The sequence below is a fragment of the Streptomyces sp. NPDC092369 genome (genome assembly GCF_044755245.1).
GTDB lineage: Bacteria > Actinomycetota > Actinomycetes > Streptomycetales > Streptomycetaceae > Streptomyces.
Window position 1 is genome coordinate 1,881,941 of sequence record NZ_JBIVQP010000001.1, and the last position, 22,997, is coordinate 1,904,937.

Genomic DNA, 22,997 nt, shown 5'->3' on the forward strand with positions numbered 1-22,997 from the left:
TTCAAACTGCCTTCTCATCGGTGGCTGATACCTTCCCTTCATGCCCTCGACGGACGTCACCACACTGATCCGCACCGAGCTGCCGCGGCTGGCCGGATCGCTCCGGAAGGTCGGTGAGCTGATCCTTGAGGATCCCGCCGCCGTGACCCATTGTTCGGCCGCCGAGCTGGGCCGCCGGACCGGTACCTCGCAGGCCACGGTGACCCGTTTCTGCCGCGCCGTCGGGCTCGACTCCTACCAGCATCTGCTGATCGAACTGGCCCAGGAGCGCGGCCGGGGCGAGGTCTCCGACTGGGGCTCCGCGGAGATCGGCCCCGACATCTCCCCGGACGACGACCTGGAGCGGGTCGTCCAGGTGGTCGGCGCGGCCGACCTGCGCGCCATCCAGCAGACGATCGACCGGATCGACCTCGACGCGATCGAGCGCGCGGCCCAGGCCCTGGCCCGCGCGCGCCGGATCGACGTGTACGGCGTGGGCGGCAGCGGCGCGGTGGCGCAGGAGACGGAGACCCGGCTGTTCCGGATCGGCTGCGCGGTGCGCGGCTGGACCGAGGTGCACGCGGCGGCCACCTCCGCGGCCCTGCTCACCCCCGCGGACGTGGCCATCGGCATCTCCCACTCGGGGGCGACCCGCGAGACGATCGAACCGTTCGAGATGGCCAAGGAGCGAGGTGCCACCGCCATCGCGCTGACCACGGACCCGCGCTCGCCGCTGGCCCGGGCCGCCGACATCCGACTCGTCTCGGCCACCTCGGAGACCAGCTTCCGCACCGGCAGCATCGGCGGCCGGCACTCGGTCCTGATGCTCATCGACTGCCTGTACGTCCGGGTCGCCCAGCTCTCCTACCAGCGCGCGAGCGCCTCCCTGGCGCTGACCGACCACATCACCCCGCAGCACGCCGTGAAGTCCCGCCGGACGAGGTGAGTCCGGCCGAGACTGCGTGGATGAACCACCGAGGAAACGTGAAGATGGTTGTTTGAACCATCCCGGCGGTGCCAGGATGGGGCTTCGCCGAGCTTCCTCGTAGGAGACCCATGCGTGTCACGGCCGCCGAGTCGACCGAGCTCTTCGTCGGGACCGCCGAGCACCCGCACCAGGTGGTGGTCGCCGAGATCGAGGACGTCCCGGGCCGGACGGTCCTGTGCACGGTCGAGGGCCCGGGGGTATCCGGGGACGGCGTCGCCACCCCGGGCGAGGACGGCAGGGTGTGCGTCGAGATAGCCGTGAGCGTCGACGGTCTCGCGCCGGGCGACCGCGGCGAGGTCACGCTCACTGCCGTCAGCGGAGCCCAAGTCGCCCGGCACGCGGTCCAGTTCACGGTGGCCGAGCCCTTGAGAACGGCCGCCGAACCCGACCCGGCCGGCCTGCCGCACCGCACCTTCGACCCGCCGGTGGCCGTGCGCTTCTCGCCGGGGGCGCTCACCACGTCCGGCGGCCCGGCCACCGCGACCGTCCGGGTCTCCTCGGAGCCCACCGGCGCGCCGGTCTCGGGCCTCGTCACGGTCGGCGTCCCGCCCGGCCGGCCCGCCGAGCCCACCTTGCTGCCGCACGCACTCGACCCCGGCGGCCGCACGCTCGCCGAGGTCGAGGTGACGCCACCGCCGTCCCCCGTACCCGGCCGGCACCGGCTCACCGCACGCCTGTCCCACGAGGGGCGGGACTACGAGGATGTCGTGGCGCTCGACGTTCCGGGCGAGCGCCACGCCGCGCCAACTCTGCTGATGGAGCTGGGAGTTGACCGGATCAGCGTGCGGGCGGGCGAGCGGGTCCGCGTTCCGGTGACCCTGCGCAACACCACCCGCGGTCCGGTCGAGGGCACCCTGTGGGCGGTGTCCGCGTGGGGGACCTGGCCCGGAGGCGCACCGGGCCGCCAGGACTTCACCGTGCCCGGCGGTGAGCGGCTGGAGGCTTTCGTCGACGTGGACGGCGGGGTCGTCGCGCCGGGCTCCTACTGGCTGTTGGCGAAGGCCGCCTGGCACGGACGGGTCGCCTGCACCGAGGCCGTCGACCTGGAGGTGACCCCCTGACCTCGGAGCGGCCGGCCGACGCCCGCTTCACGACCGGCGTCCGTACTCCAGCCGGGCCAGGGCCACGGCACCCCGGCAGCCGTCGGCAACCCAGTCCAGGGTCAGGCCGAGCGGGTTGAGCCGGGCGGCGAGGAGATCGGTGAGGGGTCCGTCGGGACCGAGGAGGCCACCGGTCGCCACGACCCGTTCACCGGGCCGCGGCTCCAACGCCCGTACGGTGGCGGTGAGTTGATCGGCGGCCTCGTCGAGGATCGCCAGCGCCACGGCGTCCTTGCCCCGGGCCGCCTCGACGACCAACGGCGCGAGACGGGCGAGCCGGATCGGCGGCCCGGCCATGACGACGGGCAGCAGATGCATGCGGTAGGCCTCTCGGCGGGGGCGGGACCAGGGGGCAGGGGTGGCAGACGCGGGCGCCTCCTCCGGCAAGGCTTCTCCACTCAACGCCTCCTCCGGCAAGGCTTCTTCACTCAACGCCTCCTCCGGCAACGCCCCCTGCGGCAACCCCAACTCCCGTCCCACCAACCCCGCAAGGGCCGTCCCCTCTCCCCTCCCGTCCGCCATCCGCAACGCGGCCCGTACCGCCGCGCGGCCGATCCAGAAGCCGCTGCCGTCGTCGCCGAGGAGCCAGCCGTCGCCGTCGACGGTGGCCGTGCAGTTGCGGTCGGTGATGCGCAAGGCGACCGCTCCCGTGCCCGCGACCAGGGCGAGGCCGTCGGCCGGGGTGCCGGGGGCGGAGGCGAAGGCGGCCTCGATGTCGCTGCGGATGGCGGGCGGGCCGGCGAAGATGCCCAGCCGCCGGAGGGCGACCGTGAGGGCGGTCTGGGCGTTGCGGTGGCCCAGGTCGTCCGCCGAGGCGCCGGTCGCGCCCGCGAAACCGCCGGCCACGGCGACCACTCGCCCCCGCGCGGCCTCCGGTACCGCTTGGGCCACGGCCTCGACGAGATGGTCGGTGAGTTCGGGCAGCGGGACGGTCAGGGCGTTGCCGGGACCGGCGGCGCCCTCGCCGAGGGGACGGCCGTCGGCCGCGTCGGCGAGGACCGCCCGGGTGCGGGTGCCGCCGGCGTCCAGGCCGACGACGAGCGCCGGTTCGCTCTGGTTGAAATCGTTGGTCATCAGCGGCCATGGTGGTTCATGCATTCAGCCGGGACAAGTACCCGATCCTCCAGGCCAGGTATCCGACCCTCACGGCAGACATCGGGCGGGTCTCGCCCTACCTCCCCGCCAACACCTCCGCCGTCGCCCGCAGGTTGACCCGGCCGCGTCCGTAGGAACAGAGGGCGCCGCCCTCGGGAAGGCCGGTGTCCACGCGCAGGGCGTCCGGGCGGCGGGACAGGAGGCCGTCGCGCAGGTGGGTCTGCCAGGGGTGCAGGCCGGCGTCGCAAGTCGCCACGATCAGGGGTGAGGTGCCGACCACGCGCAGGATGCCGTCGACGAGGTCGGCGGGGTCGCACGGTTCGCCGGTGACCGCCGTACCGGTCGCCGTGGGGTCGAGCGGGCGGAGTTCGGTGAGCAGGTCCTCGCCGCCCCAGGTGAGCGCGGGGTGCGGGGTCGGGAAGAGGTCGACGAGGTGCGCGCCGCGTACGGGAGCCGGCAGGGAGCGGCTGCGTACGGCCTTGCGCGCCGCCGCGAGGCCGGCGCCGGAGTCCCAGCCGGCGACCGCGACGGCGGCCGGTCCCGCGTACCGGTCGGCCAGCTTCCGTACCCGCCCCGCGGCCTCGAAGACCCGCTCCTCGGTCAGCCGCCGGGTGTGCAGGGCGTCGAGCACCGCGTCCCGGCAGGCCAGCGTGACCTCCAGGTCGGGTACGGCGACAACGACCTGGTCGGCGCCCACGGCGAGGGCTATGCGCGCGCCGGCCGCCTCGCCGTAGCGGCCGGCGATCGCCCTCATCTCCAGGGCGTCACTGACCAGGACCCCGTCGAAGCCGATGTCGTCCCGGAGCAGGTCGCGCAGGATGCGGCGGCTGAGCGTGGCGGGTCGGTTGGCGTCGAGGGCGGGGAACACGACGTGCGCGCTCATCAGCATCGGCACCCCGGCGGCGACCGCCGCGCGGAACGGCGCGAGATCGGCCCAGAGGTCGTCGTACGGCCGCGGGTCGACGGCGAGGCCGTGGTGGCTGTCGGTCACGGTGCCGCCGTGGCCGGGGAAGTGCTTGGCGCAGGAGGCGATGCCCCGGGCCTCGGTGGCGGTGATCCAGGCGCGCAGATGCCGGGCGGCGAGGTCGGGGGCGGCGCCGAAGGAGCGGGTGCGCACGATCGGGTTGTCCGGGCGGAACTGGAGGTCGGCGACCGGAGCGTAGGAGGCGGTGATGCCGAGGGTGGCCAGGTGGCCGGCGAGCGCGTCGGCGCAGCGGGCGGTCAGATCCGGGTCGTCGGCGACGCCGAGGGCGTAGGAGCCGGGGACCTCGGGTGCGCCGGCCTTCACCAGGTGGCCGATGCCGCCGCCCTCGTTGTCGATGGCGATCATCAGGTCCGGGCGCAGGGCGCGCAGCGAGTCGGTGAGTTCGCGGACCTGCTGGGCGTCGCGGATGTTCCGGGTGAACAGGATGACCCCGCCGAGGCCGCGGTCGATGAGGCGCTTGAGGGTGTCGGGGAAGGTGGTGGTGCCCTCGAAGCCGGCGACCAGACAGCTGTGGACCGCCTCGTCCAGGTCGGAGGAGACGGAGGACAGGGCCGGGTCGGAGGCCTGACCGACGGACACGCGCTCGGAGGTCACCCTCGGAATTCTTCTGGCTCGCTCAGCCGAAAGTCAACATGCCTTAGGATTGTTTGATTCACCGACTCGACGGCCTGCGTTTCGTGTCCGGCGGTGGCCGTGTCACCGGGGTGTGCCCTGGTGACGGGAGGGCCGGACCACCGACCGGACGGCCGCGGGACCGGCGGCCCGGCCGGGGCGGGTGGGATCCGGGCGGTGTGGGAAGACTCGTACGTGTACGCGCCCGCGGCGCGTCGGTTTCCGGACACCATGGCGTCACGCCGGATGGGAACGGTTCGGCCGTCCCCTCCTGCCTCGCCCCGTATCCGTCCCGCTCGCACGCCGCCCCCGCGGCGCGCGGGAGTGACGTGGAAGGACGACGTGCGCCGTGACCCCGCTGCCGCTCGACGCCACACCCACCGCCCCCTCCGACCCGCTCGCCACGAGGCCGCTCCCCGCCCCGGCCACCTGCCCCGCCGCAACTCTCGTCCCGGCGGTCGCCAGCGCCCCCACCGGCACCACCGCCCCCGCCCTCGCTCCCCCGCCCCTCCCGTCCCTCCCCTCGTTCCTGTCCCTCCCTCGCCTGCCCCGCTCCTGGGCGCGCGCGGCCCGCCGCACCCTCGTCCTGCTCCCCGTCCTCCTGATAGCCGCCTGGGTGGTGGCCGACTGGCGGACCCTGTACGACGGCACCACCCGGCTGGGTTCCGCCGACCCCTGGTGGCTGCTGGCCGCGTTCTTCTTCACCTGCCTGGGCTGGCTGTCCGCCTCCTGCGTACGGCAGGGCGCCCTGCCGGAGAAGCTCCCGACCGGTCTGCTGATCGCGTCGCAGTTCGCCGCGGGCGCCGCCAACCACGTACTGCCGGCGAGCCTCGGCGCCCACGCCGTCACCCTGCGCTTCCTGCTGGGCCGCGGCATCCCCTTCGCCCGGGCCACCGCCTCCCTCGCCCTGTACTCCCTGGTCAGGCCGATCGCGAAGACGATGGTGCTGCTCGGCTTCCTGGTGGCCTACCCCGATCTGCTGGGCCTGGGCGAACTGGTCCCGGACAAACGGACGTTGTTCCTGGTCACGGGGAGCGCGACGCTGGGCCTCGGCACCGCGGTCGTCCTGGTGACGACCGTACGACCGCTGCGCCGCCCGCTGCTGGACGGCGTACGCACCGCCCTCACCGACGTACGCACGCTGCACACCCGTCCCTCCCGCATCATCGCCCTCTGGGGCGGGGCGGCCGCCGCGCCGGTGCTCCAAGCGACCGTGATCATGTGCGTGGGCTCCTCCTTGGGCCTCACCCTGACCTGGGCGCAGGTCACCTTCGCGTTCCTGGTCGCGAGCACCGCGGTCGGCGCCGTGCCCGCGCCGGGCGGCATCGGTCCCATCGACGCGGCGATGGTCTTCACCCTCACCGCGCTCGGCGCCCCCGTGGACCTCGCCGCGGCCAGCCTCATCGGCTACCGGGTCCTGACGGTCTGGCTGCCGCTGCTGCCGGGCGCGTTGGTGCTGTCGGCGCTCGTCCAGCGGAAGGTGCTGTGAGCGGGTCCGACGGCACGGTCCAGCGCCGCACGCAGATATCCGGCTCCGCGCCGCGCAACCGCGCCTTCACCGTGGTCCTGCTCGGCGACGCCTTCACCGACCGAGCGGCCTGAACGACCGCTGCCTTCGGCCAAGTTGCCCAGCGCACGGGGGACGCAGGACGGGGATCGGCCGTCCGCCGCCGCTGCGGGTCAATCGCCTTGGCCGTCGTCTTCCTTCCGGCGCCACGTCACCTGTACCTGGATGTGTCCCTGTGCCCCTGTGCGGGCGAGGACGGCACCGACCTCCGCGTCGAGCTGGATGCCGAACTCGACGGTGATCTCGTCCGGGCGCTGGGGCAGACTGCTCATCCGGCTCAGCGTCGAGGCCGCCGCTCTGCGCACCCCTTCCAGCGCGGATTCGAACGAGCCGGTGGCACGGGCCACGGGAGTGAGTCGGTCTCAGGTCATTTCCAGGTCAGTCGGCGGCCTGGAAGGCGCGTCCCGCCAACGTCGTCGTCGTGCCGTTCGTGAACAGCCCGCTGCTCGGCTTCGACGGGTCCGCGCCCAGTCCGAACCAGGCGTAACGCTGCACGTAGGACAGGTCGTCGAGCGCCTTGGTGGACGCGGTGACGAAGTCCGCCTGCTGTTGCGCGGAGGGGAAGCGGGTCCCCTGGGAGAAGTCGATCAGCGCGTACTCGGTGAGCCAGATCGGCTTGTGGTAGCGGGCGTACACCGCCGCCAGGTAGGACTTCAGCTGGTCCACGGCCTGTGGGGTGCGGAAGTCACCGCCGTACCAGTGCAGGGTGATGAAGTCGACCCGGTACCCCTTCGCCTTCGCCCCGGACATGAACCGGTCCAGCCAGCCACCCGCCGTGTCCCCGCCGTAGGCGACCGCCGGGCTGCCCAGGGTCTGGCCGGCCGCCATGAGCTTGGGCCACAGACCCAGCGCCTGCTCGACCGACATGTTCGACTGCTGGGCCATGTCCGGTTCGTTGAAGCCCAGGAGATAGGGACCGTTCGCCTTGGCCTGGGCCAGCGCGCTGTCGGTGACGGAGTCCGCGCCCCAGATCATGGGCACGAAGGAGGCCGACGACGGTGTCGTGACCCCTTGATGCTGGGTGTTCCAGGTGTAGTACCAGCTCGCCCCGCTCGCGCCGAGCGCCTGACTCACCCCGTTGAAGGTCCACACACCCACGCCCTTCTTGGCGCCGGAGGCGATGTGCACGGGGGCGGCGGCGGTGTGCCTGGACGGGCTCGGCTTGGGCTTGCGGGTCGGGGACTTGCTGGGGCTCGCGGACGGGGAGAGCGAAGGGGACGGAGTCGGGCTGGGTGACGTGACGGCCACCGGGCTGGGCGGTGCCGACTCCGCGGCCGGGGCGGCGGTGTCCCCGGTCAGCCGGGCCGCCACCAACGCGGCCACCGCGAGGACCGCGACCGCCGCCGAGCCGCCGATCACCTGGCCGCGGGCGGCACGCAGGCCCGTACGAGCCGCGCGGCGCCCGTGGCTTCCGCGCGCCGCCCGATGGCCGCGGCCGGCTCCCGCCCGGTGCGCGGAGTGCGCGGACGAGGTGCCGGAGCCGGACGAGGAACCGCCGTCGGACCCCGTACCGGACGAGGAACCGGCACCCGGGTCGGCCGGCCGGCCGATGACGGTGACCAGCACGCGGGACGGGTCGAGGGTGGCGGGGACGGCCAGCAGCGGGAGGCCGCTCAGCAGGCGGTCCATCGGGAGCAGCCCGTCGTCCAGGCCCTCGCAGACTCCGCAGGCGCGGATGTGCCGGGCGAACCGCTTGCGCCACAGGGCGCTCGGCGTGCCGTCCCACAGGGCGGCCGTCTCGTCCAGCTCGGCACAGCGCGGGGTGGCCGCGAGCGCCCGTACCACGACCCGGGATATCTCCATCTGCTTCTTCATGCGCTGCACCCGGACCGCCGCGTGCCGGTCGGACAGCCCGAGCGCGCCCGCGAGTTCGGCGCGCTCCAGCTCGCCGGTCTCCTCCAGCCACCACAGGGACAGCAGTTCCTGGTCGTCCGCGTCCAGCCAGCGCGTGGCCTCGGCGACCTCGCGGCGCTGCTCGGTCAGCCCCAGCCGCAGGATGGTCAGTCCGGCGAAGTCGAGCGCGGGATCGGTGATCGCCTCGGCGTCCTCCAGGTGCGCCCTGCGGTCGCGGTCGGTGGCCCGCGACTGTTCGCGGTCCCGCACCTGTCGGATCGTGATGGCCACCAGCCACGACCGGAACGCCGACGGGTCCCGCAGTTTCGGCAGCCCCCGCACCATGCGCAACAGCGTCTCCTGTACGACGTCATCGACATCGGCGTGACCGTTCAGGGCCCGGCCGACGATGTTGTAGACCAGCGGCAGGCACTGCGTGACCAAGGCGTCCAGGGCCTGTCTGTCGCCCGCGCCTGCGGCCGTCACCACGGCGGAGTCGGGTCCACTCCTGTGGAACTTGGGCATGTGGGTCTGTTCCTCCGCGTGTGGTCCGGCTGCGGCGGCTTCCCAGGCCCGAACCGGACTTCCGGAACAGGACTTGAGGAGCGCGCTCCCTGGAACGGAGACCGCCGACGCAACCGCGTACAACAGAAAATCGGCCGATCGGCTTCGCAATTTATGTTGTCGGGCCGCCGTGGACCAGGTCACCGATAGGCAGGGACGCATTCAGGGAGCACTGGGAAGGGCGCGGTAATGGCACGAGGACGCAGACGACACGGCGCACGATCACCCCGCCGGCTCCGGTGGTGGTACGCCGGGGCAGCGGCCTTCGCGACGACCGTCACGGTGCTGATCGCGTATGGCGCGTGGGCGCCGGACGGAAACGGCGGCTCCCCCACGGCGGACCGCCGGGACGCCGCCGCGCTCCCGTCCGGACCGCGCGGCCCTTCGCCGTCCTCGCCGGGCCACAGCCCCGCCGCCTCCCCTTCGCCGTCTGCGTCCGCCTCGGTCTCGGCCTCGCCGTCGGTCAAGGCCGGTGCGTCGGGGAAGAGCACGCGCAAGCCGGTCGCCGGGGCGGACGGACCGGCCGGGCAGCCGTCGTCGGCACCGGCGGGCAAGCGGTTGATCACGGTCGTCAACCGGACCCCGAAGACGGTGTGGGCGGTCGTCACCAACACCGCCGTCTACCCGCAGGGCCGCAGGCTGGCCCCGGGCCAGAGCATGTCGGTGACCGTGGCGAACAACTGGGGCGGGCGCGTCTGGGGCCGCACGGGCTGTACCGGGACGGCCGCGGGGTACTGCGCGACCGGCGACTGCACCAGCGTGTGCAGCGGCGCCAACCCGCCCACCACACTGGGTGAGTTCACCTTCGACGCGTACGCGGGGATGGACTTCTACGACGTGAGCATGGTCGACGGTTCGAACCTGCCGATGTACATCAACATCTCGCACACCACGACCACCGACCCGGTCAGTTCTTCGGGCTGCTACAAGGGCGTGTGCACCACGGACGTGGCCTGCCCCACCGCGATGCGGGAGGTCCGCAGCGGCCAGGTCGTCGGCTGCAAGCCGCCGTGCGCGGCGTTCGGAGGCGACACGTACTGCTGTCGCGGCGCCTGGGCCGGCCGCGAGAACTGCGTCCCGTCGAAGTGGCCGGTCGACTACACGCAGGTCTTCAAGCGGGCCGCCCCGTACGCCTATTCGTACGCTTTCGACGACGGGGCGACGATGCCCTGCAAGGGGGCCTGCTACTACAAGGTGACCTTCGGGACGACCGGCTCGTAAGCGGCCGGCCGCCCCTTCACCGCGTCACAGGGTCGCGGTCGTGCTCTCCCCGGAGGCGCTGCCCGCGAGCCACTGGTCCCAGCTCAGGTTGAAGTCGGCGTAGCCGTTGTCGGCCGGGGCCTTGGCGCGGGGCGAGCCGGTGATGGTGACCGGGTCGCCCTGCTTGACCTGGCCGTAGAACCACTTGGCGTCCGCCATGGACAGGTGGACGCAGCCGTGCGAGCCGCGGGCGCTGCCGCTGCCCGGGTTCGGGTCGCCGGTCGAGTAGTGCACGTACGTGCCGGACTGGGTCAGGTGGACGTCCCAGGGCAGCGTCAGGTCGTAGTAGTTGGGGCTGCCCTTGTCGCAGCTGATGCCGACGCTGCAGGAGGTCATGTGGACCTTCTTCTGCTTGTCGATGACGGCCATCGTGCCGTTCCACGTCGGGTACTCGGCGCTGCCCGCGTTGATCGACAGCGTGCGCACCAGGGAGCCGTTGCGGGTCACCTTCATGGTGTGGCCGGTCACGGAGACGTCCGCGCGCACATCGTCACCGATCTTGAAGGTGTGCGTGTAGCCGTGCACGCCGTAGCGTCCGTTGCCGTTGCTGACGCCCTTCATGTCGGCGTCGATCTTCACCGTCGTACCGGAGGGCCAGTACGTCTTCGGGCGCCAGTCGGCACGCCGGTCGCCCATCCAGTGCCAGGCGCCGGCCACCGGCTGCGAGGCGCTCACCTTCAGGTGCTTCTCGACGCCGGCCCGGGCCTTCTCGGCGACCGGGTTGGTGAAGATCACCGAGATCGGCATGGCCACGCCGACGGTGGTCCCGGTCTGCGGGGTGATCGTGTCGAGCAGCATCGGCGGCCCGGCCGGTTTCGTCGCCGACGGCGAGGCACTCACGCTCGCCTTGCCCGACGCCTTCGCGTCCCCGCCCCCGCTCGCCTTGTCACTGCCGCCCCCACCGCAGGCACTCGCGCCCACCAGCACCACACCCGTTATGAGTGCGATCCCTATGCTGCCCTTGCGCCGTCCCACGGCGTGCCCCACTCTCTCTCGCTCTTCGGCCCTGACAGACCCGGCTCCCTGTCAGACGGTCGGGGCGTACCCCGCAGTTTCAGGTACCACGTAAAACGTGTCTCAAGACTCTGTACGCGTCACGGTCGCCGGGCGCTCATCGCCGAGGCAGTGGGCTCAGAGCACGGCCAACCGGTCCACCAGAAGTTCCGTCCTCCGCTCGGCGTCTCCCGGCGGTAGCCGTCCCGCTCGGGTCAGGGTGGCCAGGCCGTGCAGGGACGCCCAGAACAGCTCGGTGAACAGCCCCGGGTGGACGCCTTCCCCCGCGACCTCGCCGAGAGTCTCCAGCAGCGCGGCGAAGGCGTCCTTCAACGGCTCCGGCGTCTCCTCCTGCGCGAACGCCAGACCGCCGTCGAGCTGGAACATGGCGTCGTAGACCGCCGGGTTGCGCCCGGCGAAGTCGAGGTAGGCGCGGGCGAGGGCGGTGACGCGGGCGCGCGGGCCCTCCGCGCCGGAGGCCGCCGCCCGCAGCGCCGCGGCCATCTCGGCGGCGCCTTCCAGGGCGACAGCGCCGATGATCTCCCGCTTGCCGCGGAAATGGCTGTAGAGGACGGGCTGGCTGTACTCGATGCGCTCGGCGAGCCGGCGGGTGGTGACCGCGTCCCAGCCCTGCCGCTCGGCGAGTTCGCGGGCCGTCGCCACGATGAGGCTCTCACGCACCGCCCGTTCGCGTTCCTTGCGTTCCTGTACCGACATAAGTCGATCCTAGCACTGCTAGACAATCAAGCGGCAGTAGGTCTAGCGTTGCCACATCACCTAGCAACACTAGATTCCAGAGAGGCAGTCATGCTGAACGCGCTTGAGATCGTCACCACCGTGATCGTCGGCCTGATGGTGGGCGTGGAGTTCTCCGTCGCCTTCGTCATCAACCGGATCCTCGACGCCCTCCCCGACGACAGCGCCCAACTCGGCCGCGCCCACGGGGGCCGGATGCTCGGCGCCGTCATGCCGGTCTGGTACGTCGGCTCGCTCGTCCTCGTCGCGGTCTGGGCCGTCGCCGGACGCCACCACGACGGCGCCGGACTGGTCGTCACCGCCGGCGCGCTGCTGATCGTCAGCGTGGTCATGTCGGTCCTGCTGCTCGTCCCGATCAACAACCGGAGCAAGACGTGGACCCCCGAGAACCGCCCCGCGGACTGGAAGGACCAGGTGAACCGCTGGGACCGCTTCCACTACGTCCGCGTCGCCGTCATCGTCACCGCGTTCGCCTTGCTGGCGACGGCACTCGCCTGAGCCCACGGGCCCACCGCGCAGCGATGGTCGTGTCCGCGCAAGCTCCGCCGTGTATGTGTCAGGCGCCCAGCGCGAGCGTCCCCGCGCCCTGGCCGGGGCTGTCCTCCCAGCGGCGGATCCTGGCCGCGAGCCGCTCCAGGCGCGGGTCCGAGGGAGGTACGTCGATCTGGAAGTGGGACTCGTTCGGGCGGCGGAAGTCCCCTCCCCAGGCGACCACTCCCTGGCACTCCTTGAGGATGTCGCGGACGGCGGCCAGCTGGTGGGGGAAGAGACCGCCCTTGACGCCGTCCGGGTACCAGGTGGGGCGGATCGCGACCGCGGTCCCCGAGGCGTGGTTGGTCGCGTAACCCTTCAAGGCACTGTCCGCCGGGCGGAAACCGATCACCTCGCCGTGGACGAGGGTGTCGACCTCGTAGTGGTAGCGGCGGACGACGTGGACGAGCACGGTGGCCGCTTCACCGATACGGAGGGCCACGGAGACCGAACTGCCCGGCACCTGGCGGGTCCAGATGCCTCCCGAGGCATCGGCCTCCGGCTCCATCGGCCAGCCGTTGGCGCTGGTGGGGAGGGCGCGCGGGCCCTCCTCGGCGGACCGCGCGGACGCGGACGCCGGAGAGGGAGCCACGAACGTCGTCAGGCCGGCCGCTGCGGTCAGGCCGAGTCCGGTGCGCAGTACGCGACGGCGCGGCGGGTGCGAGGAGGAGAGGGTCATGCCGGTCCCGTCTGAGAGTGGGAGGTGCGATGGGTGGCGGTCGGCGACGTCACAGGCCGCGCAGGGGCGCGTTGTACTTCTCGAACACCCGGTGCAGACCGAGCATCGCGGTGCCGTAGTCCTGAGCTCGCTGACCCTCGCCGTTGTACCGGGCGAGCGTGAGCCGGGTCTGCTCCTCGCTGGTGACCATGGACGGCTGGGGTACGCCGACGTCGGCCGCCCCCTCGATCAGAACCGCCGGCAGCGTACTGACGTTGTAGTTGTTGTCGTTGTGCAGTTTCTGCCAGACGTTCCACAGGTCGCCCTCGTTGGCGGCGTCCATGATGGTGCCGCCGATCAGACCGGCCCGGACGCAGTGGTTGCGCCCGCGGATGGCGGTGGCGGCGAAGATCTGCGCGAGGCCGGTGCTGGCGTCGTTCTTGGGGCTCAGTCCGGTCCCGTCGTAGTGATCGATGACCGCTTCGTCGCCGATGACATCCAGGCTGTTGTACATGCGTGTCTCCCACAGCAGTGGGCTCTGGATGATGGCCTTGCGCATGCGGAGGGTGCGCGCGAGCTGGGTGACCAGCCCGTCGAAGCCCATCAGAATGTCGAACGCCTGCGTGGTCGACCGGTACGTGAGCGCCTGGGCGCCCTGGCTCCCGCCCTCCTCCGGCACACCCATGGTGTTGAGGAGGTACGACTGGACGTCCGCGAGCAGGGAGTTGCGCCGGGACATGTCCATGTTGACGTCCAGGTCGGCGGTGATCTGCTCGGGGTTGTAGGTGTTCTGGCCGGCGTCACGCCCGGACACGATGTCGTTGTCGATCTCGATGAGGCCGCTGCCCGCTCCGACCGGGATCGTGGAGATCTGGTCGAAGGCCCAGTCGTTGGGCAGCGGATAGCCGAGGTTCCCGGAGAACCCGGTGGACATGTCGCAGACGAAACTGGCCGAGGTGTAACCCGCGGCGGCGACACGGCTGCACACGTTGCGCGGTCCGTAGATGCCCGCCAAGTACCCCTGGCCGTGCTCGTCGACGACGTCCCGGATCGCACGGAAGTGGGGAAGGATGTTGTCGGTGACCTCGTGGTCGAGTGCGTCGAAGTCGACGGCGAAGTAGATACGGGTGCCGGGTTTGAAGCCGTAGTGCTTGGCTCGCTCGATGGCGGCGAAGGCGTCGGCGACTCCCTGCTCGCGGCGGAAGTAGGCGGCCTCCCCGCCCCAGGTCTGGTAGATCGGGAAACAGCTCAGACCGTAGGCGGCCATCCGGCCCAGCTCGCCGGACTTGATGTTCTTGTCGAGTGAGGAGCCCGGGACGTTGGACAGGTAGCGGCCCACGATCCGGTATCCCGCGTCCCTGAGCGCCGCCGCCCGCGCGTCGGTGACCTCGGTGACGCAGTCGGCCGCGGTCCCCCTGCGGGTGGCGTCACCGGTGGACACCAGCAGCGAGGCCCAGGTCTGGAAGTCCCCTTGACCGGTGACCGGGAGCTTCGCGAAGTTCTGGAAGCTGCGCACGCGGGTCGCCAGGTCGGCGTCGAAGTGACTGTCGAAGAACACCCCGCCACGCTTGTTGAAGATCATGGCGGCGGTGAAGAGGCTCACCCATGTCCCCGACGAGCCCTCCGAGAGGGGGTTGTTCCTGATGCCCTGCTGGGTGCCGGGGCCGAAGACCCCGTTGGCCACGTCGTCACTCATGCCGATCTCGAACTGGATCGCGAACATGAGTGCCTTCTGCACGTCCCGGGAGAAGTGACCGTCGCACGGCACGACGAAGAAGTTGCGGCGGCCGACATAGCGGCCGTTCATCCACTGCTGCACCGCACGGGTCAGCTCGCTGCCGCCCTCGACGACGACATAGGCGTCCATGGTGAGCAGCGCCTTGAACACCTTGGGCACCACGCCGTCGGGGAATACGCCGTCGACGCCCATGTTCTGCGTCAACTCGCGGACAGCGGCTGCCACGGAGCCGTTGTAGGTGCCGTCGATGCCGCCGCCGTCGTACCCCTTGCAGTACAGCGCGGACTGCAGCACCTTGAGGATCTTCTCGTGCCGGGTGCCCGCGTTGATGACGGAGTACCGGGACTGCAGAGTGGCGAGCGTCGTCGGGCCGAAGCTGTCGGACAGGGAGCCGATGCCCAACTCGTACTGGAGCGCCCGGGTGAGCGCGAACATGACGGGCCAACCGGTGCGGCCGTTCTCCTCGACCTTCGGGATTCCGGCCACGTTGTAGGAGTTGATGAACTTCTGTGCCTCGATGACCATCTGGTCGGCCACGCTGTGTCCTTTCACTCATCGGCAGTGGACGGGCCGCACCCCCGTAGCCGCCCGTCCCGCCGTCGCCCGTGACATCCGTCCGGACCCTGTCCCCCGGCCTACCGGCAGTCGCTCGCGAACTGCTCTGTGTCGACCGGGACTTGTGACGCCGCGTCAGCAGCTCGGGACGCCGTCGATCCAGTCGGAGGCGTTGTCCACGTAGTAACTGGCCATGTAGCCGCGGTGGCCGCTCGCGGTGAGGACCCACACCCAGTACGGGTTGCCGCCGACACTCTGCGCGCCCTCCTGCTGGCAGTACACATACACCTGGGCCGGACTGCTCACCGTGGTCTGCACGTCCGGACAGTTGGCGGCCGACGGGTACAGGTAGCACTGCTCCCCGCCGCCGGCACGGACGTTGACGCCGGAGGCCCAGACTCCGTAGAAGCCCTCGCCGTGACCGGTGGCGTGCGCGGCGCCCGCCGCACCGACGACGAGGCCGGCGGTGGCGACGACGGTGGATGCCGTGGCCACGGCGGCGGCCTTCAGGGAACGGATCATCAGTGACTTCTCCTTGAGGTGTTGACGGTCGGTGCACGCACGGCAGCCACACCGGACGGCTGTCGCCGCATACCGCTCCGGACATAGGGTTCGACGGTCCGGAATTCGACGGTTTGGAAGTTGCTGCCGTAGCCGGCCCGGAACACATGAGGAGCGACTCATGTGTTCCCCTGGTCCCAGAGGCAACGGCGTTGACCTGCAGCCGGCGACGTGGACAGACCCTAGCCAGACAGCGGGAGTTGAGGTCCTGACACATGTCAGGGCAACCGCCTGCCACGGGCCCCCGCCCATGAACGCCCGCCCGGCCCGCCCGGGAACGACCGGATACAGTGCGCGAGAGGGCAGCCTGGTCAGAGAGGACGAGCGTGACGGACACCAGCGACACCCGACCCGCCGACAGCGAGGCGCAGGCTCCGCGCCGGAGCCGACTGCGCCGCGTGATGCGCTACCTCCCCCTGATCGCCCCCGTCTTGCTGTGGGCCGTGCCGTGCGGGGTGCTCCTCTACGCCGGCCAGCACTGGCCGCTGCCCGTCACGCTCGCCGGCACCGCCCTGTTCGTCCTCGGCCTCGTCGGCATGCCGCTCGCGATGGGGCGCGGCCACGGCCGGCGCCAGCAGGACTGGGCGGCGATCGTCGGTGACACCCTGCTGGGCGCCAGCTGGGTCCTGTTCACCTGGTCCGTCCTGCTCGGCATCCTCCTGCGGCTCGCCCTGACCGTGGCCGACGTCGGCGAGAGCCAGGACCGGGCCCGGATCGTCACCTGGGCCGTCCTCGGCACCACCGCCGTCCTGCTCGCCTGGGGATACGCCGAGGCCCGCCGAGTGCCACGCGTGCGCCGGCTCGACGTCCGACTCCCGCGCCTGGGTGCCGGATTGGACGGTACCCGTGTCGCCCTCATCACCGACACCCACTACGGCCCACTCGACCGCGCCCGCTGGTCGGCGCGCGTGTGCGAGACGGTGAACACCCTGGAAGCCGACCTGGTCTGCCACACCGGCGACATCGCGGACGGCACGGCCGAACGCCGCCGCGCCCAGGCCGTTCCCCTCGGCACCGTGCGAGCCACCCAGGCCCGGGTGTACGTCACCGGCAACCACGAGTACTACAGCGAGGCCCAGGGCTGGGTCGACCTGATGAGCGAGCTGGGCTGGGAGCCGCTGCGCAACCGCCATCTGCTGCTCGAACGCGGCGGCGACACCCTCGTGGTGGCCGGCGTGGACGACGTCACCGCCGAGTCCTCCGGCCTGGCGGGCCACCGCGCGAACCTCGCCGCGGCCCTGACCGGCGCCGACCCCGACCTGCCCGTCCTGCTCCTGGCGCACCAGCCCAAGTTCGTCGACCGGGCGGCGGCCGCCGGCATCGACCTCCAGCTCTCCGGCCACACCCACGGCGGCCAGATCTGGCCCTTCCACCACCTGGTCCGCCTCGACCAGCCCGCCCTCGCCGGCCTCAGCCGGCACGGCACCCGCACCCACCTCTACACCAGCCGCGGCACCGGCTTCTGGGGCCCACCGTTCCGCGTCTTCGCCCCGAGCGAGATCACCCTGCTCGTGCTCCGCTCCCCCCACTCGCCCACCTCGGCGTAAGGGTGGACGGGGCAGCACCCATCGCTCGTATCCGCGAGTTCCGCGCGTCTCCCGCAAGGGGTGTGTCAGTCGATGCCCGACTCCTTGGTGAACCGAACCACCAGGGAGACGAACCGGCCTGAGTCCTGGACGAGCATCGCGTGTCCGGCGTGAGGGAACATGAACTGCTTGGCGTGCTTGGCCCGGTGAGTGATGATGCTCGCGTTCCGGGGCGGGGTGATCTCGTCGAGGGAGCCGTTGGTGATCAGCATCGGGATGGTGCTGTCGGGCAGCTTGTCCCAGGTGCCCTCGAAGGACTCGTAGGCCTGTCCCGCCTGGTACTGGCGCAGCAGCGTCTCGTTGCCGACCTTCTCCGGCGGGATCAGACCGAGCTGCTTGATGTACGCGGCCCGTGCGGCGGTGGCGTCGGCGGGGAAGAGCAGGTCCAGCAGCTGCGGCCCTGTGGTCTTGGGGCTGTTGAGCTCCTTGGCCACGGCGGGCGGCGTGTTGACGGCCCGGCTGCCGCCGAGGTCGCCGCCGGTGCTCACGAGCGCGCTGATCGCACCCGGATGGAGCGCTGCGACCGTCAGGCCGATCTCGCCGCCCATCGACCAGCCGAGCAAGGCGGGGTCCCGCAGATCCAGCGCCTTGATCAGACCCACGGTGTCGTCCGCCATGAGCGGGATGGTGTCGGGGACCGAGGTGTCGTCGGTCGTGTAGCCGACGCCGCGATTGTCGAAGATCGTGACGTGGTAGTGCTGGCCGAGCCGGCTCAGCAAATCGACCGTCCAGTCGCTCATGGTGCCGGTGTCGCCCATGACCATGACGAGGTCGGGGCCGGAGCCGAACTGGCGGTAGCCGATCTCGATGCCGTCGACCGGGAGCCGGCGCACCGGCCCGAGGAACGCGCCCGGGCCGCTCAGGGCGGAGTTCCGCACGACGGTCGACGCCGCCGGGGTAGCGGTCGTCGCCGTGGCCCGCGTACTCGGCCTGCCGCTCGAAGCGGTGGTCGCGTGCCCGCCGCCGGACGAACAGGCGACCGCTCCGAGGGCCACCGTGGCCACGGCCACGGCCACGGCCAGCCGAGGCAGGGTGCGGGCACGCGGGGTGCGGTGCGATGCGGACATGAGGGACCTCCGTGCTGATCATGGGGGGGTGGGGTGTTGAGCAGGACGAGCTGTGGATTCGGTGCGCGGGTCGGGTGTGGTGCCGCTGGCTGTTTCTCGGGGCGGGCGCGGTGCCGTTGGCGGCTTCGCGGGGCGAGCGCGGTGCCGTCGGCTGCTTCGTGGGGCGAGCGCCGTACCGCTGGCTACTTCGTGGGGCGAGCGCCGTACCGCTGGCTACTTCGTGGGGCGAGCGCCGTACCGCCGACTGCTTCGTGGGTGGAGCGCCGTGACGCCGATTGTTTCGCGAGGCGAGCGCCGTACCGCTGGCTGTTACTCGGGGCGAGTGCCGTACAGCGGCCTGTTCTCGGGTTGAGCGCCGTACCGCTGGCTGCTACTCGGGTCGAGCGCCGTGCCGTGGCCTGTTTTCGGGGCGAGCACCGTGCCGCTGACTGTTTCGCCGCTCAGACGTAGGCGCCCGGGCGGTGGGCCGGCTTGTCCGGGTTGCGCTCGGCCCGGGCCTGCAGCAGCTGGCCGCGGACGATGATCGTGCCCAGACGGACGACGACCTCGCCGACCGCCATCAGGAGCAGGGCGACGACCCAGGCCTGCCCGCTGGTGATGTCGTGCGCGGCGGAGAAGCTGGTCAGGTGCGCGGCGCCGGAGGGATGCGTGGACCACACCGCGAAGCCCAGGCGGAAGCCCATGCTGATGATCCAGAGTGCGGCCGCGCCGCGGGAGGCCTTGATCAGCACGTGCCCGCCGGCGTGCCGGACGCGGGTGAGGAGACCGCCGGCGAGGCCGAAGACGACCCCGGTGACCGCGAAGAGCACGGCCAGCGGCACGTCGTTGCCGGCGGTCGGGATGTCGGTCAGGTAGTCGCTGGCGGCCCAGGCGATCATGCCGAGCGGGAGCAGGATGGTGCGGGTGGTCAGCCGCTCCTCGCGCAGCTGGCGAAGAACGATGAGCAGGAGCGCGATGTCGATGAACCAGTCGGTCGTTGTCATGTCTAAGAGCATCTGCCGACGCGCCTCGAACTCCTTCAACCCTGGGGTGTAACCCGGGTTGAAGTCCGCACCCCTATTGCTCGGTGTTGTCGACCAGGCCGAAGCGCCAGGCCCAGGCGATCAGCGCGCCGCGGTCCTCAAGCGCCAGCTTGGCCAGGACGTGGTTGAGGTGCGTTTTCACCGTCGCCAGGCTGACGACCATCTCGTGCGCCACCTGCCGGTTGTTCAGCCCCTTCGCCAGGAGCCGGACGACGTCGACCTCCCGCCTGGTCAGCCCTTCGGCCTCGGGAGGAAGCGCCGCCGGCGAGGACGCGAGCGCGGTGGCGGGCGAGGGGGCGGGCGCCTTGGGCTCCGTCACGACGAGCTGCACGAGCCGCCGCTGCACGGCCGGGTCGAGGACGGTCCGACCGGCCGCCACGTCCCGGACCGCGGTCAGCACCGCCTCGCCGGTCGCGTCCTTGGTCAGGTAGCCGAGCGCGCCGGCCCGCAGCGCGGGCATCACCGCGTCGTCGTCGGCGTACGTCGTCAGGATCAGCACCCGGGTCTCCATGCCCGCAGCCAGTATCTCGGCCGTCACCTGCGCGCCGTCGAGCCCGGGCATCCGCAGGTCGACGAGGGCGACATCGGGCCGCTCCGCCACGGCGAGCCGCACCGCCTCGTTCCCGTCGCCGGCCTGCCCGACCACCTCGATGTCCTCCGCCGAGGTCAGCAGCAGCACCACCCCGTCCCGCACCACCGCCTGGTCGTCCGCGACCAGCACTCGAATCGTCACGCGTCCGCCTTCCCGTCTGCCGCAATGCCGCCGGCGTCAGTGCCGGGTGCGTCGGTGCCGCCCGCGACAGCGCCGGGTGCGTCGGTGTCGCTCGCGACAGTGCCGGGTGCGTCGGTGCCGCTCGCGACAGCGCCGCCCGCTGCGGCCACATCTTCGGCAGCGGTGTCCGCCACTGCCTCATCGTCCTCCACGACCGGCACACGGAGCGCGATCCGCCAGCCCGGTCCCTCGGGCGCGGGTCCGGCGGTCAACGAGCCGCCGACGGCCTCGATCCGCTCGGCCATGCCGCGCAGCCCCGTGCCGCTGCCCTGCACGCCCGACGGGCCACGACCGGCCGGCAGCCCACGGTCCCGCACGACAGCGCGCATCTCGGAGCCCTCCCACACCAGGTCCACGTCGATGGCACTGCCGGTCGCGTACCGCGCCGCGTTCGTCATGGCCTCCTGCACCGCCCGGTACACCGCGTGCCCGGCCTCGGGTGTGAGTCGACCGGCCCGACCGCTGACGCGCAGCCGCGCCTCGCCCGGGAAACCCCTGGTCAGGCCGTCGATATCGGCGATGCCTCGGAGCGGTACGGAACGCAGCGCACCCACCGCCGCGCGGGCCTCCTGCACTCCGTCGCGCGCGAGCTCGGCGGCGCGGTCCAGCGGCCCGGTCAGCGTCGCCGGAGCACCGTCACGCCGCGCGATCGCCCTGACCGCCTGTACCTGCATGGACAGCCCGGCGAGGCTGTGCGCGAGCACGTCGTGCATCTCGTGGGCGATCCGCCTGCGCTCCTCGAGGGCCGCCGCCTCCTGGCGGGACGCGCGGGACGCCTCCACCTCGGCCAGCAGCGCGACCGCGCGGTCCCGTTCCGCCTAGAGTGCGGCGTGCTCGATCGAACGGTCGGCGAGCAGCCACACGCCGACGGCCGACAGCAGACCTGCCACGCTGCCGAAGATCACCATGACCGCGACGCCGAAGCCGACCGCCAGCAGCGCGACGCAGGCGTTGCGCACAGGCCCGGCCGGGATGGACATCGGCAGCACGGCGGCGGCGGCCAGCACGGGAACCTCGCCGAGCCCGTCGGGCACGAGAGCCATGATGGCGAAGCCGGTCCCGATGGTCAGCGCGACGCCGAACCAGGTCAGCGGCGTCGGCAGGGCCCGGCCACTGAGCACCATGCCCAGCTCCGCGCAGAGTCCGAGCACGGCGACAACGACCTTCAGCGCCGTCCCGTCAGCCGCGATCACCGAGACCACCACGCAGGCGACCAGCGCGCCCGCGCCGATCACGTCACCACGATCGAAGATCCGGCGGCGACCGGGACCGGCCGCGGACCGGATCGCGTCGGGCCACATACTCACCACTCCCCCGCTCCGTTCGCCATCGGCCGACTCCCGCCGCCCGCGCACCGCGAGTCTCACACGTAACCATGGCTACGGTGAGCACGACCGACGCGGTGCGCTGACGGCTGACGGCTGACGGCTGACGGCTGACGGCTGACGGCTGACGGCTGACGGCTGACGGCGCAGGGTGGCGTGCGTATACGTGGCTGCGGCACGTCCTTTGCCGCTCTCGGTGACCGGCCCGACCTGCTTCATCCGCTGAAGTCGGCGGACCAGTGAGCAATCGCCAGGTCCGGCAAGAACGAGCAACCGGCGTGACCAGGTGCCAACTTACGTGCTTCTCAGCCCTCCTCAGGCTTCAGCGGCAGCGAGATGGTTGATGCAGTACCGCTGATCGGTCGGGGCCGCGTCAGGCAGGGCGGCCAGCGTCCCGCGGTCAGGGCATTTCGAGTTCGGGCAATGAGAGGAAACCGGTGATTGCCTGCACAGTCCGTTCCTCGTTGTCGTCCCTGTCAAGATCCGCCGGGTCGATCAGGTTCGCCGCGGTGAGGGCGGGCAGCAACAGGTCTGGCTCCTCGCCTGCCCGGTAGTACGGAGTCTCGAAGCTGAAAGCGGTGATCAGTCGCCCATCGCGGAGGTACTGGAACGAGGGGCCATGGGCTTTGACGAGGCATGGCTCGGTCTCGAATACGGCGAGCTCACCGCCGGCCGCGCACAACTGCCCATAATGGGCAAGGTCGTAGTCACCGCTCTCCCAGCTGAGCATGTCGTGCATCACCAACCCCCAATCGGTGCCCTTGCCGTAGGCGAGTGGCTTTCGCCGCTGGCCGAGGAGTCTTGCGTGAGCGCGTCCAGCGAGATTCCCCGAAAGAAGACGACGTTAATCTCCTCGTGGTGGGGGAGCGGGCCGTGTATCCAGTGCGTCATAGCGGGCACCGTAGAGGAAACCACTTACAAGCCCGCACAGCCGCGCGACGTCGTCACAAGGACGGCCAGTCGATCTGCGCCAGGTCCAAGAGCAGGCCTCTGGTCGTGGGCCTGCTCGGCCAAAGAGTCATTACAGGTATGAACTGCAGCATGGTGTTGCCATCTGGTAGGACACTGGATCCTTTCCAGGGCAGATCTGCACGGCAACAGGGCCCAGCCGCTCGATGACGGTCAACAGGACCGCGAGCGGAGTGCCGTGTCCGGATGAGGTGGTGTTTCGAGTCGGCACGGCCCCGGTCGACTGGCGACGGGACCGTGTGCTGCCCCCTCCCTATTGGGCCCTGACGCGGGAGGAGTCGACCACGAAGCGGACCAGTCCCGCCGGGACGCGGCATTGAGTTCGGCGAGCAGGACCTCGTGCAGTTGCTGCCAGACTCCGGCCTCGTTCCAGTCCCTCAGACGGCACCAGCACGTCACACCCGAGCCGAAACCGGGGCCGGCGGCAGCAGGGCCTTCAGGTGATCCCACAGCTCATCCGACACACGATCCACGGCGACGT

General features: G+C 71.4%; 21 protein-coding genes and 1 pseudogene. 6 read left to right on the top strand and 16 right to left on the bottom strand.

Annotated features, from left to right (window positions below):
- The first annotated feature begins 40 nt into the window (after window positions 1-40).
- Complete coding sequence (locus tag ACIQI8_RS08190) at window positions 41-925, top strand: MurR/RpiR family transcriptional regulator (protein ID WP_402346092.1); 885 nt, start codon at window positions 41-43, stop codon at window positions 923-925.
- Window positions 926-1,035: 110 nt separating this feature from the next.
- Window positions 1,036-2,028, top strand: a complete 993-nt coding sequence (locus ACIQI8_RS08195) for an NEW3 domain-containing protein (protein WP_402346094.1) — start codon at window positions 1,036-1,038, stop codon at window positions 2,026-2,028.
- A gap of 27 nt (window positions 2,029-2,055) precedes the next feature.
- Here the strand turns inward: ACIQI8_RS08195 and ACIQI8_RS08200 are convergent, their stop codons facing one another.
- Entirely contained in the window at window positions 2,056-3,141 is a 1,086-nt protein-coding gene (locus ACIQI8_RS08200) for an N-acetylglucosamine kinase (RefSeq protein WP_402346095.1), read from the bottom strand.
- A gap of 97 nt (window positions 3,142-3,238) precedes the next feature.
- On the bottom strand, window positions 3,239-4,726 hold the full coding sequence (locus ACIQI8_RS08205; protein ID WP_402346756.1) for a glycoside hydrolase family 3 N-terminal domain-containing protein: 1,488 nt from the start codon (window positions 4,724-4,726) through the stop codon (window positions 3,239-3,241).
- 382 nt (window positions 4,727-5,108) lie between these two features.
- On the opposite strand from ACIQI8_RS08205, the gene ACIQI8_RS08210 reads away from it, so the two are divergent.
- A complete protein-coding gene (locus ACIQI8_RS08210) occupies window positions 5,109-6,248 on the top strand; it encodes a YbhN family protein (protein WP_402346098.1) in 1,140 nt (379 codons plus the stop codon).
- Window positions 6,249-6,439: 191 nt separating this feature from the next.
- On the opposite strand, the gene ACIQI8_RS08215 is transcribed toward ACIQI8_RS08210, so the two are convergent.
- Window positions 6,440-6,673, bottom strand: coding sequence for a CU044_2847 family protein (locus tag ACIQI8_RS08215; RefSeq protein WP_402346100.1), 234 nt, complete (start codon window positions 6,671-6,673; stop codon window positions 6,440-6,442).
- Between the two features lie 31 nt (window positions 6,674-6,704).
- Window positions 6,705-8,684, bottom strand: coding sequence for a sigma-70 family RNA polymerase sigma factor (locus ACIQI8_RS08220; protein ID WP_402346102.1), 1,980 nt, complete (start codon window positions 8,682-8,684; stop codon window positions 6,705-6,707).
- A 321-nt stretch (window positions 8,685-9,005) separates the two neighbouring features.
- Between ACIQI8_RS08220 and ACIQI8_RS08225 the strand changes: the two genes are divergently transcribed.
- On the top strand, window positions 9,006-9,944 hold the full coding sequence (locus ACIQI8_RS08225) for a thaumatin family protein (protein WP_402346104.1): 939 nt from the start codon (window positions 9,006-9,008) through the stop codon (window positions 9,942-9,944).
- 24 nt (window positions 9,945-9,968) lie between these two features.
- On the opposite strand, the gene ACIQI8_RS08230 is transcribed toward ACIQI8_RS08225, so the two are convergent.
- Together ACIQI8_RS08230 and ACIQI8_RS08235 are read right to left on the bottom strand one after the other, a co-directional pair.
- Window positions 9,969-10,958 carry an Ig-like domain-containing protein gene (locus ACIQI8_RS08230; RefSeq protein ID WP_402346105.1) on the bottom strand — a complete coding sequence of 330 codons (990 nt, stop codon included), beginning with the start codon at window positions 10,956-10,958 and terminating at the stop codon, window positions 9,969-9,971.
- A gap of 156 nt (window positions 10,959-11,114) precedes the next feature.
- Window positions 11,115-11,693, bottom strand: a complete 579-nt coding sequence (locus ACIQI8_RS08235) for a TetR/AcrR family transcriptional regulator (protein ID WP_402346106.1) — start codon at window positions 11,691-11,693, stop codon at window positions 11,115-11,117.
- 90 nt (window positions 11,694-11,783) lie between these two features.
- Here ACIQI8_RS08235 and ACIQI8_RS08240 point away from each other — a divergent pair, with 90 nt between their 5' ends.
- Window positions 11,784-12,230 (top strand): anthrone oxygenase family protein, encoded by a 447-nt coding sequence (locus ACIQI8_RS08240; RefSeq protein ID WP_402346108.1) that lies wholly within the window; start codon window positions 11,784-11,786, stop codon window positions 12,228-12,230.
- A 58-nt stretch (window positions 12,231-12,288) separates the two neighbouring features.
- Here ACIQI8_RS08240 and ACIQI8_RS08245 read toward each other — a convergent pair whose 3' ends face one another.
- The 3 genes from ACIQI8_RS08245 to ACIQI8_RS08255 form a co-directional block, all read right to left on the bottom strand.
- A complete protein-coding gene (locus ACIQI8_RS08245; RefSeq protein WP_402346111.1) occupies window positions 12,289-12,942 on the bottom strand; it encodes a hypothetical protein in 654 nt (217 codons plus the stop codon).
- Between the two features lie 49 nt (window positions 12,943-12,991).
- Window positions 12,992-15,184 (bottom strand): glycoside hydrolase domain-containing protein, encoded by a 2,193-nt coding sequence (locus tag ACIQI8_RS08250; protein WP_402346758.1) that lies wholly within the window; start codon window positions 15,182-15,184, stop codon window positions 12,992-12,994.
- A gap of 165 nt (window positions 15,185-15,349) precedes the next feature.
- Window positions 15,350-15,736, bottom strand: coding sequence for a hypothetical protein (locus ACIQI8_RS08255; RefSeq protein WP_402346112.1), 387 nt, complete (start codon window positions 15,734-15,736; stop codon window positions 15,350-15,352).
- A 365-nt stretch (window positions 15,737-16,101) separates the two neighbouring features.
- Between ACIQI8_RS08255 and ACIQI8_RS08260 the strand changes: the two genes are divergently transcribed.
- On the top strand, window positions 16,102-17,322 hold the full coding sequence (locus tag ACIQI8_RS08260; protein ID WP_402346114.1) for a metallophosphoesterase: 1,221 nt from the start codon (window positions 16,102-16,104) through the stop codon (window positions 17,320-17,322).
- Between the two features lie 65 nt (window positions 17,323-17,387).
- Here ACIQI8_RS08260 and ACIQI8_RS08265 read toward each other — a convergent pair whose 3' ends face one another.
- From ACIQI8_RS08265 to ACIQI8_RS08295, 7 genes and pseudogenes are all read right to left on the bottom strand, one after another.
- On the bottom strand, window positions 17,388-18,428 hold the full coding sequence (locus ACIQI8_RS08265) for an alpha/beta fold hydrolase (RefSeq protein ID WP_402346116.1): 1,041 nt from the start codon (window positions 18,426-18,428) through the stop codon (window positions 17,388-17,390).
- Window positions 18,429-18,868: 440 nt separating this feature from the next.
- Window positions 18,869-19,411, bottom strand: a complete 543-nt coding sequence (locus tag ACIQI8_RS08270; RefSeq protein WP_402346118.1) for a hypothetical protein — start codon at window positions 19,409-19,411, stop codon at window positions 18,869-18,871.
- A gap of 73 nt (window positions 19,412-19,484) precedes the next feature.
- Complete coding sequence (locus ACIQI8_RS08275) at window positions 19,485-20,183, bottom strand: response regulator (protein WP_402346120.1); 699 nt, start codon at window positions 20,181-20,183, stop codon at window positions 19,485-19,487.
- A complete protein-coding gene (locus ACIQI8_RS08280; protein WP_402346122.1) occupies window positions 20,180-21,004 on the bottom strand; it encodes a sensor histidine kinase in 825 nt (274 codons plus the stop codon). Before ACIQI8_RS08280 ends, ACIQI8_RS08275 begins: the two co-directional genes overlap by 4 nt.
- Before the next feature lie 36 nt (window positions 21,005-21,040).
- Window positions 21,041-21,529, bottom strand: a complete 489-nt coding sequence (locus tag ACIQI8_RS08285; protein ID WP_402346124.1) for a hypothetical protein — start codon at window positions 21,527-21,529, stop codon at window positions 21,041-21,043.
- Between the two features lie 418 nt (window positions 21,530-21,947).
- On the bottom strand, window positions 21,948-22,286 hold the full coding sequence (locus ACIQI8_RS08290) for a DUF6461 domain-containing protein (protein WP_402346126.1): 339 nt from the start codon (window positions 22,284-22,286) through the stop codon (window positions 21,948-21,950).
- Window positions 22,287-22,701: 415 nt separating this feature from the next.
- Window positions 22,702-22,921, bottom strand: a pseudogene (locus tag ACIQI8_RS08295) (IS5/IS1182 family transposase); the annotation flags it as partial.
- Window positions 22,922-22,997: the final 76 nt, after the last annotated feature.

Excerpts from the sequence above, each read along its gene's own strand:
- ACIQI8_RS08250 (WP_402346758.1), bottom strand. The coding sequence starts at position 15,184 with ATGGTCATCGAGGCACAGAAGTTCATCAACTCCTACAACGTGGCCGGA.
- ACIQI8_RS08255 (WP_402346112.1), bottom strand. The coding sequence starts at position 15,736 with ATGATCCGTTCCCTGAAGGCCGCCGCCGTGGCCACGGCATCCACCGTC.
- ACIQI8_RS08235 (WP_402346106.1), bottom strand. The coding sequence starts at position 11,693 with ATGTCGGTACAGGAACGCAAGGAACGCGAACGGGCGGTGCGTGAGAGC.
- ACIQI8_RS08290 (WP_402346126.1), bottom strand. The coding sequence starts at position 22,286 with ATGCACGACATGCTCAGCTGGGAGAGCGGTGACTACGACCTTGCCCAT.
- ACIQI8_RS08195 (WP_402346094.1), top strand. The coding sequence starts at position 1,036 with ATGCGTGTCACGGCCGCCGAGTCGACCGAGCTCTTCGTCGGGACCGCC.
- ACIQI8_RS08265 (WP_402346116.1), bottom strand. The coding sequence starts at position 18,428 with ATGTCCGCATCGCACCGCACCCCGCGTGCCCGCACCCTGCCTCGGCTG.
- ACIQI8_RS08270 (WP_402346118.1), bottom strand. The coding sequence starts at position 19,411 with ATGACAACGACCGACTGGTTCATCGACATCGCGCTCCTGCTCATCGTT.
- ACIQI8_RS08190 (WP_402346092.1), top strand. The coding sequence starts at position 41 with ATGCCCTCGACGGACGTCACCACACTGATCCGCACCGAGCTGCCGCGG.
- ACIQI8_RS08240 (WP_402346108.1), top strand. The coding sequence starts at position 11,784 with ATGCTGAACGCGCTTGAGATCGTCACCACCGTGATCGTCGGCCTGATG.
- ACIQI8_RS08220 (WP_402346102.1), bottom strand. The coding sequence starts at position 8,684 with ATGCCCAAGTTCCACAGGAGTGGACCCGACTCCGCCGTGGTGACGGCC.
- ACIQI8_RS08200 (WP_402346095.1), bottom strand. The coding sequence starts at position 3,141 with ATGACCAACGATTTCAACCAGAGCGAACCGGCGCTCGTCGTCGGCCTG.
- ACIQI8_RS08245 (WP_402346111.1), bottom strand. The coding sequence starts at position 12,942 with ATGACCCTCTCCTCCTCGCACCCGCCGCGCCGTCGCGTACTGCGCACC.